Below are 16,965 nucleotides of genomic sequence, written 5' to 3'. Positions count from 1 at the left end.
TCGAGACTCCCATGCACGCCCTGCAACCCCCGGAACCGGAACGCGCCGCCGAGGTGCGGCGGCTGTTCGGCGAGGAGACCCGCTCCGCGCGGCCCGACCTGGTGACCCTCTGTCTGCTGGTGGGCGCGGCGGCGGACGCGACCCTGGACGAGGCCGGAATGGACGCCGCGCAGATCGAGCTGGACCGGCTGGCCGGTCAGGTGCCCTTCGCGCCGGGCGGGCCGCGGTCCTGGGCCGCCACGCTCGCCGACCATCTGGGCGGCCGCCACGGGTTCCACGGATGCGGCGCGGACTACCAGCACCTGGAGTCCTCACTGCTGCACGAGGTGCTGCGGCGGCGCCGCGGGCTGCCGATCCTGCTGTCCGTGGTGTGGATGGAGGTGGCGCGGCGGGCGGGCGGTCCGGTGTACGGGGTCGCCCTGCCCGGTCATTTCGTGGTCGGCTTCGGTCCGCCGGACGACCAGGTGCTGGCCGATCCCTTCGACGGGGGCCGGGTGCTGACCGGCGGTGACGCGGAGCTGCTGGTCGCCGGGGCCACGGGCGCGCCGCTCGACCCGTCGATGCTCGCGCCCGCCGATCCGCTCGATGTCGTGGAGCGGATCCTCAACAACATCCGCGCCTGGGCCGCCGCCCGGCCGGAGCGGTCGGACGTCGCCCTGTGGGCGGTGGAGCTGTCCCTGTCCCTGCCCTCGCATCCGGCCCGGCTGCGCTACGAGCGCGCCCGGCTCCTTGTGCAGCGCGGGGACTTCCTGGGCGGCGCCGCCGAGTTCGACGCCTATGCGGAGGTGGTGTCGGCGGTGGACCCGGACGCGGCGGAGCGGCTGCGCGGGCAGGCGGGGGCGGCGCGGGCGCGGCTCAACTAGGCGCGGCTCGGCTAGGGGCCGCTTCAGCGCCGGGGCGCTACAGCCAGCCCTTCTCGCGGGCGATCCGGACCGCCTCCGCCCGGTTGCGCACCGCCAGCTTCTGGATCGCCGTGGAGAGGTAGTTGCGGACCGTGCCCTGGGACAGATGCAGGGCCGCGGCGAGTTCCGCGTTGGTGGAGCCGTCGGCCGCGGCGCGCAGGATCTCGCGTTCGCGGTCGGTCAGCGGATTGGCGCCGTCGGCCAGAGCGGCGGCCGCCAGCGTGGGGTCGATGACACGCTCCCCGGCGAGCACCGTGCGTACCGCCGCGGCGAGTTGGGCCGCGGGGGCGTCCTTGACCAGGAAGGCGTCGGCGCCCGCCTCCATGGCGGCGCGCAGATAGCCGGGGCGTCCGAAGGTGGTGAGCACGACCACCTTGAGCGCCGGAAGCTCGCGGCGCAGTGCGGCCGCCGCCTCGATCCCGGTGGCGCCGGGCATCTCGATGTCCAGCAGGGCCACGTCGACCGGGCGGGCGCGGGCCGCCGCGAGCACCTCGTCGCCCCGGGCGACCTGGGCGACGACCTCGATGTCCTCCTCCAGGCCCAGCAGGGCGGCCAGCGCCTCCCGGACCATCGACTGGTCCTCGGCGAGCAGGACCTTGATCGTGCGGCTCATGCCCCGGATCCTATGTGTCCCGCGGGTCCGGCCGGCACGCGTGCGACCAGCCGGAAGCCATGCCTGACGGGGCCCGCCTGCAGCGTCCCACCGGCCTTCGCCAGCCGCTCGGCCAGGCCCGTCAGTCCGTTCCCGGGGGTCTCGCCCGAGCCGCCCGAGCCGTCGTCCTCGACGGACAGCTCCAGCAGCGGGCCGTCCAGGGTCTGCCGCCTCAGCACCTCCACCGCACAGCGCCCGGCGCCGCTGTGCCGTACGACATTGGTCACCGCCTCGCGCAGCGCCCAGGCGAGGGCGGACTCGCTCTCCTCGGGGATCTCGGTGAGGTCCGGTTCCACGGGCACGTCCGCGACGACCCCGGCGGCGGTCAGCGCGACCTGGGCGCCCGCGAGCTCGGAGGCCAGCCGCGGGCGCCGGTAGCCGGTCACCGCCTCACGGACGTCGACCAGGGCCTGCCGGCTGACCTGTTCGATGTCCGCGACCTGCTGGGCGGCCTCGTCGGGCCGGCCGGGGAGCATCCGGCCGGCGAGCTCGCTCTTCAGCGTGATCAGGGAGAGCGAGTGGCCCAGCAGATCGTGCAGATCGCGGGCCAGCCGCAGCCGTTCCTCGTTGGCGGCGAGCTGGGCGACGGTGGCGCGGGCCTTGCGCAGCTCGACCGTCGTGCGGACCAGTTGGCCGACTCCGGTCATCGCGAACCCGATCAGCACCACCAGCAGGACCAGGTCCCGGGCGACGTCCTCGCCGACGTGCAGCCCCACCAGCCACATCAGGGCGGCGGTCGCCCCGATCGCCCAGTACGCCGTCTGCAACGGCAGGGTCGCCCCGCAGGCGACGGAGACATAGACGAACAGACCGAGCCAGTGCGGACCGAGCGTGAGGCAGAGCAGGGCCGCCAGCGCGCCGAGCACGACCAGGAGGAGGACGACCGGCCGCCGCGGGAGCGGCCTGCCCGACATGTTCCGGAAGACCAGCGCCACATAGAGCCAGACGAAGGCCACCAGGCCCAGCGAGCCGCCCACGATGCCGCCGGCGGTGTGGTGCCCGGAGACGAGGTCGTGGACCGGCGAGCTGAGGAAGACCAGCCAGATGCCGATCCACAGCGACTTGCGCAGCAGCTCGCGCCGGTTGCGGGGCGGCTGCCCCCAGCGCGGCAGCCGCTCCGGCCGGACCGCGCCGGACCGCGGGTCGTCCGTCATGGCGTTCACGCCTTCAGGGTGTCCTTCCGGTACAGCCAGGCCGCGCCGCCCGCGAAGAGGGCGAAGGAGACGACCAGGATCGCGATGTCCCGTGCGTGCGGCGCCCGGCTCTGTTCGATGGCCTGCCCCAGTGCAGCGTACGCGTGGGTGGGCAGCCATTCGGCGATGCGCTGGAGCCAGCGCGGGAAGGTGGTCGCCGGCATCCACAGGCCGCCCAGCATCGACAGCCCGAAGTAGGTGATCATCGTGACGGGGCGGACCGCGTCACCGCTGGCGAGATAGCCGATGGCCACGCCGAGCGCGGCGAAGACCAGGCTGCCCGCCCAGATCGCGCCGGTGAGGGCGAGCCACTGCCAGCTCTCCAGACGGACCTGCTTGACGGCCGCTGCCACCACGAAGACGATCAGGATGGACGGCAGGCTCACCACGGCGGCGCCGGCGGTCTTGGCGAGGACATAGCCGCGTCCCGGCAGCGTGGTCAGCCGCAGCTGCCGCACCCAGCCGCTCTCGCGCTCCTTGGCGATGCGCTCGCTGTTGCCCATCAGCACAGCGGTCAGGGCGCCGAAGGAGGCCATGGAGACCATCATGTAGGTCGGCAGGGTCAGGCCCGTGCCGTCGATCTCGGTGGTGCCGTCGGCCTGGCCCGCGATGAGCAGGAACAGGACCGAGGGGTAGATCACCGAGAAGAACAGGAACTTGCGGTTGCGCAGGGCGCGGGTGAGTTCCAGCGTGATGAGGGCGTTCATGACTGCCTGGCCTCCTCGGCCTCGGTGAGGGCGACGAAAGCCTGCTCGAGCCCGAGCCCGGCGACCTCGAGGTTACGGGGGCGGACGCCGATGCCGTACAGGGCGTGGACGGTGGTGTCGGCGTCGGTGGAGCGGATGCGGACGGTCTGCCCGGAGATGTCGATCGCGCTCAGACAGGGCAGGGCGCGTAGCGGGGCCTCGTCGATCGGGCCCTCCAGCTCGAAGGAGACCCGGCGGGCGCCGGCCTTCGCCTTGATCTCGGCGGCGGTGCCGTCGGCCAGGAGCCGGCCGCGGTGCAGGACGAGCACGCGGTCCGCGATCGCGTCGGCCTCTTCGAGGTAGTGCGTGGCGAACAGGACCGTACGTCCCTGGTCGGCCTGCTCGCGCATGGTGGACCAGAAGGCCCGGCGGGCGGAGACGTCCATGCCGGTGGTCGGCTCGTCGAGCACGATCAGATCGTTGGCTCCCGCGGTGGCCAGCGCGAAGCGGACCCGCTGGGCCTGGCCGCCGGAGAGCTTGTCGACCTTGCGGCCGGCGATCTTCGAGATGCCCGCGCGGGCCAGCACGTCGGCGACCGGGTACGGCCGGGGGTGCAGGGCGCAGCCGAGCCCGACCAGTTCCGCGACCGTGACCTCGTCCATCAGGCCGCCGCTCTGCAACATGGCGCCCACCCGCCCGGCGACGATGGCCTCACGCGGGCCGGTCCCGAACACCCGTACCGAGCCTCGGTCCGGATTCCTGAGCCCGAGGAGCAGGTCGAGCGTGGTGGACTTGCCCGCTCCGTTGGGGCCGAGCAGGGCCACCGTCTCGCCGGGGTGCAGTGCGAGGGTCAGTCCGTCCACGGCCCGGACGTCACCGTAGGCCTTGATCACCTGGTCGAACGCGGCCACCGGTCCGGCGGCCGCAGCTGTCGTCGTCATGCCCCCATCGTCGGCGCGCCGGGCGCCCCGGGGGCAGTGTCGCCCGTCGCGCCTTCGGCATGACAGATGTCATCCCCCGCACCCACGGCAGGGGTACGGGGGACGGACGTCGTACGGGCGCGCGGTGCACGCGCGGCGGACGGACTAGCTGGGGTCCGTCTCGATGGTGCCGACGCGGGCCGCCGCGGTCTTGCCGAGCAGGGCCGGCCGCAGGGCGCCGATCACGTCCTCCACCGTGACCGCCGTCTTCTGCCCGGTGCCACGGGTGATCAGGACGTCGTCGAAGGCGTGGCCGTACAGCTCCTGCAGGGCCGCCTTGTCGTAGGTCTCGACCAGCCTGCCGTCGATGGCCTTGACGCCGATGAACCTCCACAGGGAGTTCTCCGGGCTGAGCGGCACCGAGTGCGCCGCGTCCGTCATGACGGTCACCTTGCCGGACATCGCCGGCTCGGCGAACGTCTTCATCATCCGGTCGACCTCGGCGTCGGTCACCGTGGGCTGCCGGGTGGTGGTGGGCACCGTGACGGGCGCCGAGACACCGGTCTCCACCTGGGTGCGGTACGCCTCCTGGACGGCGGCGGTGGAACCGGCGGCGTCGATGCCCTTGCCCGGCTTGCCGTACACGGCGACGGCCTTGCCGGACTCGAACTTGATGGTGCCCTCGGTCATCGATCCGGCACCGCCGGCCATGCCCGCCAGGGCGGCCTGCAGCTTCTCCTGGTCGACCGGTATCACGGGGCTGACGACGCGCTCCTGACCGAACAGGGAGCCGATCACCGACACCGGGTTGTAGTCGCTCTCCGCGGCGGCCGAGACCGTGGCCCTGCTGTCGAGCTGGAGGCCCGCCTGCTCCGGCTTGAGGGTGACCGACTTGCCCTCGACCTTCAGCTGGAGCGGCTTGCCCGTGCGGCTGCCCAGCGCGGCGTCCAGCTTCTGGACCGCCTCGTCGCGGGTGCTGCCGCCGATGTCGACGCCGAGCACGCTGGTGCCCTTCGGCACATCGGAGTGGTTCATCAGCAGCCCGGCGCCGTAGGCGACACCGGCGACCACGACCACGGCTCCGACCAGCAGGACCAGCTTGTTGCGGCCCTTCTTCTTGGCGGGCTTCGCGCCGGCGGAGTTCTGCGCGGGCGCGGGCGGCCTCGGGGCCGGGTGCGCCCCCGCTCCGAGAGGGTTGGGGTCCGTGAACGAGCCGATCCGGGCGCCCTGCGGGACGGCCGGCATACCGGTGGGGGCCGTCTTGCTCAGGGCGTCGTCGCCGGGGCCGCCGAAGCCGTGGACGCCCGATCCCGGGGCCTGCTTCTGCGGGGTGAGGACCGCGGTGTCGTCGCTGAGCCCGGCGCCGGGACGCCGTCGGCCGGCGGCTCCGGGCCCGCCCGGTCCTCCGGGGCCCGTGCCGGGGACGTTGCGGCCGGGGCCGCCGGGCGTGGGGCCCGGGGCGGGGACGACCGGTCCGTCACCGGTGACGGGGCCACCGGTGGGGCCGGTGGGACCCGGCTCCGGGTCGGAGAAGAACGCCAGATCGTCCGGGCGGGGCTTGTCGCTCTCGCCGCCGATGATCGGCAGCGAGGCGGTGCTGGCCGCCACCGCGTCGGACACGTCGAAGGAGCCGGTGCCGCCGCCGTGCCCCGGCGCGACCGATCCCGCGGCTGCGGCGCCCGGAAGCCCCGCGCCACCCGTTCCACCGGGGCGCGCGCCGAACGGGCTCGCGCCGCCGGGGCCGCCGCCGGGTCGTGCGCCGGGGACACCCGGCGCGCCCGAGGTGCCGCTCGGCAGTCCCGGTGCGCCGGAACCACCGGGCAGCCCGGCGCCGTTGGCCGGAGCGCCGCCCTGGGGGTTCTTGTTCGCGGACTTGCGGGGCGCGAACCAGTCGCTGGTCTTCTCCTCGGCCGGCGCGGAGGGCTGCTCCGGGGGGCTGTCGAGGGTGCTGAGCGCGCTGACGGTGCTCGCGGGCCGGGTGGGCTCGGCGTCGTCGGTGCTCCCGGCGTCTTCGGCACCCTCGGCGTCGGCGACGGGCGTGCGCACGACGACCGGCGGAATGGGCCGGGATCCGGGGATGTTGATCCGGATTCGGGTCGTCAGTGTGGTCTCGGTCTTGCGGTCCTCGGACGGCGTGGCCGAAGGGCCTCCGTCGACGCCGTCCTCGGAGGCCATGGGGGTCCCGTACGGTGGCGTCCCGGACGGGTACGCGGCTCCTCCACGCCCGTTGGCTCCGGCGGACGAACTGTCAGTTTCACGACTCAAGGCAGGTTCTCCCGGTTGGCTCCACCGCCTGTTTCGACCTCAACAGGTGGGGTCCCCCTCTCGAACGACGTCGAGACCATGGGGGAGGCGCGGCGGCGCGCACCACCATACTGGCCACTCGTGACCCTGCGACGCGCCCGCCGGGTAAAACCGCCCGCGACAGCCCTGTGTGCAGCGGCTTTTCCGGGGAGGACATCCCCTGACCCGTACGGCGAACCGGTACATCACCGACGGGGTCAGACCACCGGCCCGCCCGGTCGCCGCCCCCGGCAAAGGGTGGCACAGATCACAGCGACGGCCATCCCGCCGAGCAGGAAGAGATACGAACCGAGCCCCGCGGCGAACAGGAAGTCCCCCTCCGGGCGGCTGGTGGTGAGCAGCACGACGGCGATCATCCAACCGATTGCAGGCGCGACGGCCCCCGCACGGCCTGCCAGGGCGTGCGCGCCCCCGACGAAGAGCCCGGCGGCGCCCGCCAGCGCGAGGAGCAACCCGCCCGGGAACCAGCCGGACTGCACCAGCCCGCCCGCGACACCGACCACCGCGCCGAGCACGAACAGGCCCGCACAGGCGGCGATCCGTCCGGCCGAGGGCATGGCCGGCGGCGGCGCGTACATGTTCTGCTGCTTGCCGGTGAACGTCATGGGGCCACTCCCTGGAACAGGTCCGTCTCACGGTCCGAGGCGCTCCGGTCCCCGACCGGAGGAACCGTCGTGCCGCCGCGCACCAATGTGTAGTACTCGGTGGTGAACAGCGGCTGGGCCAGGGCGTTGGAGAGCGCGAACCAGGGCTCCGCGACCTCGATCTGGGTGCGGTGCGCCGCCATCGCCGCGACCTTCGCGGCAGCGAACCCGGCCCCGTCGATCTCCGTGGTGACCAGCGCCTCGTCGACCACCCCGGGGACGTCCTCGACGCTCGCCGCCTCGGTGAAGGGCGTTCCCCCGAGTTCCTCGCCGAGACGGGCGAAGGCGGCCTCGGCGACCGGGCGCGGCATCCGGTTCCAGTAGATCTTGGCGATCTCCCAGGGCCCGCCGAGCTCGGGCCGGAAGCCGGGGTCCCCGGCCAGTTCGGCGGCGCGCACGGCGACCCGGTGGGCCTGGATGTGATCGGGATGGCCGTAGCCGCCGTCGGGGTCGTAGGTGACGAGGACCTGGGGGCGCACCTCCCGGACGACCGCCACCAGATGGCCGGCGGCCTCGTCGAGGTCCGCGGACCAGAAGGCCTCAGGGCGGCGGTTCTGCGGGGCGTCCATCATCCCGGAGTCGCGGTAGCGGCCGGGGCCGCCGAGGAAGCGGTGGTCGATGACGCCGAGCTCCGCCATGGCGGCGGCCAGTTCGCCGGCCCGATGGGGGCCCAGCACGTCGTCGCGGTCGGGCGCGAGATGCGCGAGGGCGGGCGGGATGACCTCGCCCTCCTCACCGAGCGTGCAGGTCACCAGCGTCACCCTGGCACCCTCGGCCGCATATCTGGCCATGGTCGCGCCGTTGTTGATCGACTCGTCGTCCGGGTGCGCGTGCACCAGGAGCAGACGCCGGTCGGGCAGATCCGTCATGGCACCAGCCTACGAGAGCCCCTGCCGGCCCTTCGGGCCCCCGTCGGCCGTCTCACCGGCCCTCGGGGCGCCGACATCGCGGGAAACGCCTCCCGGGGGCGACGGAGCGCCGGGAGCGGGCCCCGGTCACACACACCGGGGCCCACGGATGTACCGCGGGTCAGAACTTGATGCTTCCGATCATCCCCGCGATGTTCGTCGTCAGGTCGCTGATCGTCGGGGCGACGGTCGAGGAGGCGAGATAGAAGCCGAGCAGCATGCACACGATGGCATGCACGGCCTTCAGGCCTGACTTCTTGATGAGAAGGATGACGACGATCGCCAGCAGCACCACCGCCGAAATCGAGAGTGCCACGGCGGCTCACCTCCAAAAGTTCCACAGGGGCGCGGGGGTCGGACTAGGGGGCATGGAATCCAGGCGGATCTCTCCGCGTACCGTCGCACGCAGATAAATCCACCTGAATGCCAGCGGGTTCATACCCACTGTGCGCTAGTGATCATAACTATCCGTACGTGCGCATCCGTCGGCGCACGGCCGCACAAGGGGGCGCATGGCCAATATGGTCGGGGCATGACGACCGAGTCTGCTTCCTTCCCCCGACAGCACGCGCGGACGCAGCGATTCACGCTCGGCGCGCCGCGTTTGTTCAGCGCCTCGCCCGACGGTTCCCGTGTCGCGTTCCTGCGCTCCTCGTCCGGCACGGACCGCTCCCATCAGCTGTGGGTCCTCGATCCGGCGGACGGCACGGAACGCCCGGTGGCCGACCCGCGCGCCCTTCTCGGGGGCTCCGACGAACAGTTGCCGCCCGAGGAACTCGCCCGCCGGGAACGCAGTCGTGAGGGCGGTGCCGGCATCGTCGGCTACGCCACCGACAGCGCCGTGGAGTTGGCCTCTTTTGCCTTGTCAGGACGGCTTTTCACAGCGGAACTGCGAGCCGGGACGACCCGTGAACTGCCCGTGTCCGGACCGGTGATCGACCCCCGTCCGTCCCCCGACGGACGGCATGTGGCCTACGTCGCCCGGGGCGCCCTGCGCGTGGTGGGCACCGACGGCGAGGGCGACCGGGCACTGGCGGAGCCGGAGCCCACGGACGGGCAGGGTACGGTCTCCTATGGGCTGGCCGAGTTCATCGCGGCCGAGGAGATGTCGCGTTCGCGAGGTTTCTGGTGGTCACCGGAGTCCGACCGCTTGCTCGTGGCGCGCGTGGACGACACGCCGGTACGGCGGTGGTGGATCTCCGATCCGGCCCGTCCGGCACGGGAACCGCGCCAGGTCGCCTACCCCGCGGCGGGCACCGACAACGCCGAGGTGCGCCTGTTCGTCCTGGGCCTCGACGGGGCGCGCACGGAGGTCGCCTGGGACCGGTCCGGGTACCCCTATCTGGCACGTGTGCACTGGTCAGCGGCGGGTGCACCACTGATTCTGGTGCAGTCGCGGGACCAGCGCGGCCAGCTGTTCCTGGCCGTCAACCCGGACACCGGGGAGACCCGGATGGTGCACGCGGAAGAAGATCCAAATTGGCTGGAACTTTTCCCCGGAGTGCCCTGTTGGAGCCCCTCGGGACAGCTGGTGCGGATCTCCGACGAGGGTGGCGCGCGGGTGCTCGCGGTGGGCGAACGGCCGCTGACCGGCGCCCAGTTGCAGGTGCGGGCGGTGCTCGACGTCTCGGACGGCGATGTGCTGGTGGCCGCCTCGGCCGGGGAGACGGCCACGGACCCCGAGATCGGCGAGGTCCATGTCTATCGTGTCAATGAACTCGGTGTCGAGCGCGTGTCGCAAGAACCGGGTGTGCACTCGGCGGTGCGCGCCGGGGGCCTGACCGTGCTCGTCTCCTCGGTGCTCGGCCGCCCGGGCGCCCAGGCACAGGTGCTGCGCGAGGGCAAGGTCCTGGCGACCGTGGCGTCTTATGCGGAACGTCCCGCTCTGTCCCCGCGCGTCAGGCTCACACAAGGGGGCGCACGCCGGATCCCATGCGCCGTGCTTATGCCTACGGACTACTCCGGTGACACCCCCCTCCCCGTCCTGATGGACCCCTATGGTGGCCCGCACGGGCAGCGCGTGATGGCCGCGCACAACCCGTATCTGACCTCGCAGTGGTTCGCCGATCAGGGCTTCGCGGTGATCGTCGCGGACGGCCGGGGCACCCCGGGCCGCTCCCCCGCCTGGGAGCAGGCGGTGAAGGACGACATCGCGGCGGTGGTGCTCCAGGACCAGGTCGACGCCCTGCACTCCCTGGCCGGCGACTTCCCGCTCGATCTGGACCGGGTGGCGATCCGCGGCTGGTCCTTCGGCGGCTATCTGGCGGCGCTCGCGGCACTGCGCCGCCCGGATGTCTTCCATGCGGCCGTGGTCGGTGCCCCGGTGACCGATCTGCGGCTGTACGACACCCACTACCAGGAGCGCTATCTGGGCGACCCGGAGCGACAGCCCGAGGTGTACCGCCGCAACTCCCTGATCGACGACGCGGGCCTGGTGGACGCCGCGGAGCCGGCCCGCCCGATGATGATCATCCATGGGCTGGCGGACGACAATGTGGTGGTGGCCCACTCCCTGCGGCTGTCCTCCGCCCTGCTGGCCGCGGGCCGCCCCCATGAGGTGCTGCCGCTGTCCGGGGTGACCCATATGACCCCGCAGGAGGCGGTCGCGGAGAATCTGCTGCTGCTCCAGCGGGACTTCCTGCGACGGGCCCTGCGCCTGGACCGGGAGGACACGGACCGGGAGGGCCGCGGCTGAGCGGAACGGGCCGGGAGAACCGGGCGTGAAGGACGGGCCGGGCGCCACGCTGTGCGCGCCCGGCCCGTTCACGGCACCCCGCACGGACGTACACCCCTCACCGTGCCGCCCCGGTGTGTCACCACCGCGTCGGCCGGATTTCCCGGACGTAAACGATATTCCCGCACCAACCGTCACCGAACGGATGGAGCGGGCTCCTCGGGCGGCACCACCTGCTTCTCCTCCGCGAAGAAGCACGCCGAGGGGTGCGCGGCCGGCCCCGTCCCGGGACGGAACCCCTCGGGGACGGCGAGCGGCGGCATCTGAAGGGCGCACCGCTCCCTGGCCTTCCAGCAGCGGGTGCGGAAGCGGCAGCCGGAGGGGATGTCCGCCGGGGACGGCACATCACCGCTGAGAATGATCCGTTCCCGGCGTCCGCGCGCCTCCGGATCGGGCACCGGGACGGCCGACAGCAGGGCCTGGGTGTAGGGGTGCGTCGGATGCTCGTAGATCTCCGCGTCCCTGCCGGTCTCCACGATCCGCCCGAGGTACATCACCCCGATCCGGTCGGAGATGTGCCGCACGATCGAGAGATCGTGCGCGATGAAGACGTACGACAGACCGAACTCGGCCTGGAGCCCGGCCAGCAGATTGATCACCTGGGCCTGCACGGAGACATCGAGCGCGGAGACCGGCTCGTCGGCGACGATGATCTCCGGGCGCAGCGCGAGACCCCGGGCGATGCCGATGCGCTGGCGCTGGCCGCCGGAGAACTGGTGCGGATAGCGGTTGATGAAGTCGGGGTCGAGCCCCACCACGTCCAGCAGTTCCCGCACCCGCCGGCGCCGGTCTCCCTTGGGCGCGGCCTCGGGATGGATCTCGTACGGCTCCCCGATGATGTCGCCCACGGTCATCCGGGGGTTGAGCGAGGTGTAGGGGTCCTGGAACACCATCTGGATGTTGCGCCGCACGGCCTTGAGGGCGCGTCCGGACAGCCGGGTGATGTCCTCGCCCCGGTAGCGGATCGTCCCGGCCGTCGGCGTCTCCAGATGGACCAGCAGCCGGGCGAGTGTCGACTTGCCGCAGCCGGACTCCCCGACGATGCCGAGGGTCTCTCCGCGGCCCAGGACGAAGTCGACGCCGTCGACCGCCCTGACCGCGCCGATCTGCTTCTTGAAAAGAATCCCCCGGGTGAGCGGGTAGTGCTTGACCAGCCCGCTGACCTGGAGAATCGGCTCAGGTTCTGTCATGCAGGCACTCCCTCCAGAAGTGGCAGGCGCTCGCTCGCCCGCCCGGCGGGCCGCCCGCCCGGTCGTCGATGACCTCGTGGAGGGGCGGCACATCGGTGCGGCACACGTCCCGGGCCATGGGGCAGCGGGGGTGGAAGGCGCAGCCGGGCGGGATGTTCATCAGGTTCGGCGGCAGCCCCTTGATGGCATGGAGTTCCCGGCCCTTCTGGTCCAGGCGCGGGATGGAGTCCAGCAGCGCCCTGGTGTACGGGTGGGCGGGTGCCTTGTAGAGGTCGTGGACGGGGGCGGACTCGACGATCCGGCCCGCGTACATCACGGCGATCCGGTCGGCGACGTCCGCGACCACCCCGAGGTCATGGGTGATCAGGATCAGGCCCATGCGGTACTCGCGCTGCAACTCGGCGAGCAGGTCCATCACCTGGGCCTGGACGGTGACGTCGAGAGCGGTGGTGGGCTCGTCGGCGATGATCAGGTCCGGCTCCAGGGCCAGCGCCATGGCGATCATGATGCGCTGGCGCATACCGCCGGAGAACTGATGGGGGTGGTCCCGCACGCGCTGGGCGGCGGCCGGGATCCGTACCCGGTCCATCAGCTCGACGGCCCTGGCGCGGGCGTCCTTGCGGGACATGCCGCGGTGCACCACGAACATCTCGCCGAGCTGCTCGCCCACGGTGAGCACGGGGTTGAGGGCGGACAGCGCGTCCTGGAAGATCATGGCCATCCGGGCGCCGCGGATCCTGCGCCGCTGTTCCTCCTTCAGCGTGAGCAGGTCCTGCCCCTGGAAGAGGACCTGGCCGCCGGTGATCCTGCCGGGCGGGCAGTCCAGGATCCCCATGACGGCCTGCGCGGTGACGGACTTTCCGGAGCCGGACTCGCCGAGCACGGCGAGCGTCTCGCCCGCGTCCACGGCGTAGCCGGCCCCGTCGACGGCCCGGGTGATCCCGTCCCGGGTCCGGAACTCCACATGCAGGTCGCGCACTTCGAGCAGCACGCCCGTCACCTCAGCTTGGGGTCGAGGGCGTCGCGCACCGCGTCGCCGAGCATGATGAACGCGAGCACGGTGACGGCGAGGGCGCCCGAGGGCCACAGCAGCGCGTGCGGGGCGTTGCGGATGTAGGGGGAGGCGGCGGAGATGTCGATGCCCCAGGACACGCTGGGCGGCTTCAGTCCGACGCCGAGGTAGGACAGGGTGGCCTCCAGCGCGATATAGGTGCCCAGGGCGATGGTCGCCACGACGATCACCGGGGCGATCGCATTGGGCGCGATGTGCCGCAGCAGAATGCGGGAGTGGGAGGCGCCCAGGGCGCGGGCGGCCTGGACGTAGTCGTGCTGCTTGGCGGTGATCACCGAGCCGCGGGCGATACGGGAGAGCTGCGGCCAGCCCAGCAGCACCATGAATCCGATGACCGGCCAGACGCTGTTGCTGGTCACCACGGAGAGCAGCACCAGACCGCCGAGGACGACCGGGATGGCGAAGAAGATGTCGGTGGCCCGGGACAGCAGCGCGTCCCAGCCGCCGCCGAAGTACCCGGCGAGCCCGCCCAGGACCGAGCCGAGGAGGGCGACGCCGAGCGTGGCGCAGACGCCGACCACGACCGACGCCCGGGCGCCGTAGACGGTCCGGGTGTACACATCGCAGCCCTGGCCGTCGTATCCGAACGGGTGCCCGGGTCCGGGACCCGCCTGGGACTGCGCCAGATCGCAGGTGAGCGGGTTCCCGGAGGCGATCAGGGACGGCCGGACGGAGATCACCACCAGGAAGAGGATCACCAGCGCGGAGAGCAGGAAGACGGGGTTGCGGCACAGATCGCACCGGGCGTCGGACCACAGACTGCGGGCGCGTCCGCCGGGCGCCCTCTCCAGGCTGGTCGCCTCGCCCGCGGCGAGATCCATGGCGCCGCCCATCCCGGTCCCCGCGACGGCACCCTCGCGCTGCTGCTCCTGCGGCTGCTCAGGCATAGCGGATCCTCGGGTCGAGTACGGCGTACAGCAGGTCGACGAGCAGGTTGGCGATCAGGAAGACCAGGACGAGGACGGTCACGAAGCCGACGACCGTCTGGGTGTTCTGCCGCAGGATCCCCTGGTAGAGCTGATAGCCCACGCCATGGATGTTGAAGATCCGCTCGGTGACGATCGCCCCGCCCATCAGGGCACCGATGTCGGTGCCGATGAAGGTGACGACGGGGATCAGCGAGTTGCGCAGCAGATGACGGGTGATCACCCGGTGGCGCGGCAGCCCTTTGGCGACGGCCGTGCGGACATAGTCGGACCGCCGGTTCTCGGCGATGGAGGTCCTGGTCAGCCGGGTGACATAGGCGAGGGAGACGGAGGCGAGGACCAGTCCGGGGACGATCAGCTCGCCGAGGGCGGCGTTCGGGGAGACCGACGGCCGGACCCAGCCCCAGCGGACGCCGAGCAGCAGTTGGAGCAGCAGACCGGTGACGAAGGTGGGCACCGAGATCACCACGAGGGTGAGCAGCAGGACCGTGGTGTCGACGGGCCGCCCGCGGCGCATCCCGGTGACCACTCCGCAGGCGATCCCGATGACGACCTCGAAGAGGATCGCCACGATGGTGAGCCGGAGGGTGACCGGGAAGGCCGTGCCCATCAGTTCGGTGACCGGCTGCCCTGTGAAAGCGGTGCCGAAGTCCCCGGTGAAGACATGGCCCATATAGGTCAGGTACTGCTGCCAGACGGGCCTGTCGAGGCCGAACTCCCGGCGCAGCTGGGCCGCCGTGGCGGGGTCGCACTGCTTCTCGCCGCACAGGCCCGCGACCGGGTCGCCCATGACGTTCACCATGAGGAAGATCAGCAGGGTGGCGCCGACGAAGACCGGGATCATCTGCAGCAGACGCCGGACGACATACCGTCCCATGGGGCCTCCGGGGATAGCGGGCAGCCGTGGGGCTCAGCCGACCCTGATCTCGTTGTAGACGGGGACGCTGAACGGGTTGAGCGCCACATGGGTCAGTCGCTGCGCATAGCCGGCGCTGCCGTTCTGGTACCAGAGCGGGATGGCCGCCATGGTGTCCCGCAGGACCTCCTCGGCCTGCCGGAACAGACGTACGGCCGTGGGCCGGTCGCTCTCCGCGTTGGCCCGGTCGACGAGCCGGTCGAACCTCTTGTCGGACCATCTGCCGTCGTTGGAGGAGGCGCCCGTGTAGTAGAGCGGCTGGAGGAAGTTCTGGATCAGCGGGTAGTCCATCTGCCAGCCCGCGCGGAACGGTCCCTGCATCTTGTGCCGGCCGATCTCGTTGCGGAAGTCGGCGAAGGTGCCGACCGGGTTGCCGACACAGGCCTTGTCGTTGCGCAGGGCGTTGTTGATGGAGTTACACACGGCGTCCACCCACTCCTTGTGGGAGCCGGTGTCCGCGTTGTACGCGATCTTGACCTGGCCGCCGGGCAGTCCGCCGCCCTCCGCGACCAGCTTTCTGGCCTCGCCCGGGTGGTAGGCGCAGGGCGCGCCGCACAGCCCCTCGGAGAAGCCCCCGGCCTCGCCGAGCACCGGGGAGGTCCAGTCGGTGGCGGGTGTGCGGGTCCGGTGGAAGAGCGTCCTGGTGATCTGCTCCCGGTCGATCGCCATGGACAGTCCGGTGCGGACCTTCTCCATCCCCGGCTTGCTCCACCGGCGGTCGTAGAACGGGAAGGCGATGGTCTGGATGATCCCGGCCGGGGTGTTGATGTACCGGTCGCCCAGATCGGCCTTGACGTTCCTCAGCTGGGTGGCGGGCACATCGTCGACCAGATCGACGTTCCCCGCCAGCAGATCGGTGTAGGCGGTGTTGCTGTCGGTGTAGACCCTCAGGTCCACCCCCTTGTTCCGCGCCTTGTCCGGGCCCGGATAGCCGTCCCACTTCCGCAGGGACATCTCCGAGCCCCGGGTGTACGACTCGATCCGGTAGGGGCCGTTGCCGACCGGCCTCTTCAGCCAGGCGGCGTGGTCGTCGAAGAACGCCCTGGGCAACGGGGCGAAGGCCGCATAGCCCAGGGTGTCGGGGAACGAGGAGAACTTCTGGCCGAGCCGGACGGTGAAGGTGCGGGGGCCGGTCACCTTGAGCCCGGAGAGGGTGTCGGCGCTCTGGGTGCCGGAGGCCGGGTGCACCTTGTCGTACCCCTCGATGTAGCCGAAGAAGTACGCGTTCTTCTGGTTGTTCTTCAGGCCGGCGCCGTAGTTCCAGGCGTCGACGAAGGACCGGGCGGTGACCGGCTCCCCGTTGCTGAACCTCCAGCCGGCCTTGACGGTGACGGTGAAGGTCCGCGCGTCCGAGGTCGCGATCCGCTCCGCGAGCATGTTCTCGGCCGCGCCGGTCCGGGGGTTGTAGCGCTTCAGCCCGCGGAAGATCATGTCGAGGACCTTGCCGCCCTGCACCTCGTTGGTGTTGGAGGGCTCCAGCGGGTTCTGCGGGTCGCCCCAGGAGGCGCTGAGCACCCCGGGGGCGGTGCCGCTGCCGCCGCCTCCCCCGCAGCCGGCCGCCGCGAGAGCCAGGACCGCGGCGGCGCCGGCCGCCGATCTCGCCAGCCTGGCTCCACGCATGAGGTGCCTCCTCGGGGTGCTCCGGGCCGCCGGTGCCGGAGTGCTGATCCACTATCCGCCCATATCACCCTGAAGTGATCTCATCATTCACGCGCCCCCTCCACACCCCACCCGTACGGACGGCACCCGGACGGACCGGCGACCGGGCAGCCCCCTCTCGACAGCCGCACGGCACACGGACACCGCCAGCCCTCCACCTGGGATGCGTCAGAGGTCTGAACCAATGACCGATCCGTTCTTATCAACTGGTTATTTCCGCAGGCCACATGGGGTTCATGCGCCGTTGACGCGCGCAGAG

At 71.7% G+C, this 16,965-nt stretch carries 15 protein-coding genes; 2 read left to right on the top strand and 13 right to left on the bottom strand.

What is annotated here, in order from left to right; genetic code table 11:
* Positions 1-11: 11 nt before the first annotated feature.
* Positions 12-863, top strand: coding sequence for a transglutaminase family protein (locus tag CP978_RS22035; RefSeq protein WP_043443612.1), 852 nt, complete (start codon positions 12-14; stop codon positions 861-863).
* A gap of 37 nt (positions 864-900) precedes the next feature.
* On the opposite strand, the gene CP978_RS22030 is transcribed toward CP978_RS22035, so the two are convergent.
* From CP978_RS22030 to CP978_RS21995, 8 genes are all read right to left on the bottom strand, one after another.
* On the bottom strand, positions 901-1,515 hold the full coding sequence (locus CP978_RS22030) for a response regulator transcription factor (protein WP_043443610.1): 615 nt from the start codon (positions 1,513-1,515) through the stop codon (positions 901-903).
* Positions 1,512-2,708 (bottom strand): sensor histidine kinase, encoded by a 1,197-nt coding sequence (locus CP978_RS22025; RefSeq protein ID WP_043449216.1) that lies wholly within the window; start codon positions 2,706-2,708, stop codon positions 1,512-1,514. The genes CP978_RS22030 and CP978_RS22025 overlap by 4 nt, the downstream gene beginning before the upstream one ends.
* Before the next feature lie 5 nt (positions 2,709-2,713).
* On the bottom strand, positions 2,714-3,454 hold the full coding sequence (locus CP978_RS22020; protein ID WP_150478280.1) for an ABC transporter permease: 741 nt from the start codon (positions 3,452-3,454) through the stop codon (positions 2,714-2,716).
* Positions 3,451-4,374, bottom strand: coding sequence for an ABC transporter ATP-binding protein (locus tag CP978_RS22015; protein WP_150478279.1), 924 nt, complete (start codon positions 4,372-4,374; stop codon positions 3,451-3,453). The genes CP978_RS22020 and CP978_RS22015 overlap by 4 nt, the downstream gene beginning before the upstream one ends.
* 144 nt (positions 4,375-4,518) lie before the next feature.
* Positions 4,519-6,618: a hypothetical protein gene (locus CP978_RS22010; RefSeq protein ID WP_150478278.1), complete on the bottom strand. Its 2,100-nt coding sequence runs from the start codon at positions 6,616-6,618 to the stop codon at positions 4,519-4,521.
* A gap of 236 nt (positions 6,619-6,854) precedes the next feature.
* The gene (locus tag CP978_RS22005) at positions 6,855-7,262 is read right to left on the bottom strand and encodes a DUF6113 family protein (protein ID WP_043443604.1); all 408 of its coding nucleotides are present in this window, start codon (positions 7,260-7,262) and stop codon (positions 6,855-6,857) included.
* Positions 7,259-8,170 carry an N-acetyl-1-D-myo-inositol-2-amino-2-deoxy-alpha-D-glucopyranoside deacetylase gene (gene mshB / locus CP978_RS22000; protein WP_043443602.1) on the bottom strand — a complete coding sequence of 304 codons (912 nt, stop codon included), beginning with the start codon at positions 8,168-8,170 and terminating at the stop codon, positions 7,259-7,261. The genes CP978_RS22005 and mshB overlap by 4 nt, the downstream gene beginning before the upstream one ends.
* A 160-nt stretch (positions 8,171-8,330) precedes the next feature.
* Positions 8,331-8,525: a hypothetical protein gene (locus CP978_RS21995; RefSeq protein ID WP_043443599.1), complete on the bottom strand. Its 195-nt coding sequence runs from the start codon at positions 8,523-8,525 to the stop codon at positions 8,331-8,333.
* A 216-nt stretch (positions 8,526-8,741) separates the two neighbouring features.
* On the opposite strand from CP978_RS21995, the gene CP978_RS21990 reads away from it, so the two are divergent.
* Entirely contained in the window at positions 8,742-10,904 is a 2,163-nt protein-coding gene (locus CP978_RS21990) for a S9 family peptidase (RefSeq protein ID WP_043443597.1), read from the top strand.
* 173 nt (positions 10,905-11,077) lie between these two features.
* Here the strand turns inward: CP978_RS21990 and CP978_RS21985 are convergent, their stop codons facing one another.
* From CP978_RS21985 to CP978_RS21965, 5 genes are read right to left on the bottom strand one after another with little or no spacing between them, the layout of a single operon-like run.
* Positions 11,078-12,133 carry an ABC transporter ATP-binding protein gene (locus CP978_RS21985; RefSeq protein ID WP_043443594.1) on the bottom strand — a complete coding sequence of 352 codons (1,056 nt, stop codon included), beginning with the start codon at positions 12,131-12,133 and terminating at the stop codon, positions 11,078-11,080.
* On the bottom strand, positions 12,120-13,124 hold the full coding sequence (locus CP978_RS21980; RefSeq protein WP_043443593.1) for an ABC transporter ATP-binding protein: 1,005 nt from the start codon (positions 13,122-13,124) through the stop codon (positions 12,120-12,122). The genes CP978_RS21985 and CP978_RS21980 overlap by 14 nt, the downstream gene beginning before the upstream one ends.
* A 5-nt stretch (positions 13,125-13,129) precedes the next feature.
* A complete protein-coding gene (locus CP978_RS21975) occupies positions 13,130-14,092 on the bottom strand; it encodes an ABC transporter permease (RefSeq protein WP_043443591.1) in 963 nt (320 codons plus the stop codon).
* Positions 14,085-15,008 carry an ABC transporter permease gene (locus CP978_RS21970; protein WP_043443589.1) on the bottom strand — a complete coding sequence of 308 codons (924 nt, stop codon included), beginning with the start codon at positions 15,006-15,008 and terminating at the stop codon, positions 14,085-14,087. The genes CP978_RS21975 and CP978_RS21970 overlap by 8 nt, the downstream gene beginning before the upstream one ends.
* 33 nt (positions 15,009-15,041) lie before the next feature.
* Positions 15,042-16,667, bottom strand: coding sequence for a peptide ABC transporter substrate-binding protein (locus CP978_RS21965; protein ID WP_043443587.1), 1,626 nt, complete (start codon positions 16,665-16,667; stop codon positions 15,042-15,044).
* Positions 16,668-16,965: the final 298 nt, after the last annotated feature.

Origin of the sequence: Streptomyces nodosus (assembly GCF_008704995.1) — a bacterium.
GTDB classification, from domain to species: domain Bacteria; phylum Actinomycetota; class Actinomycetes; order Streptomycetales; family Streptomycetaceae; genus Streptomyces; species Streptomyces nodosus.
The sequence above is the reverse complement of the archived record's forward strand: the minus strand, read 5'-3'. Positions and strand labels throughout refer to the sequence as shown.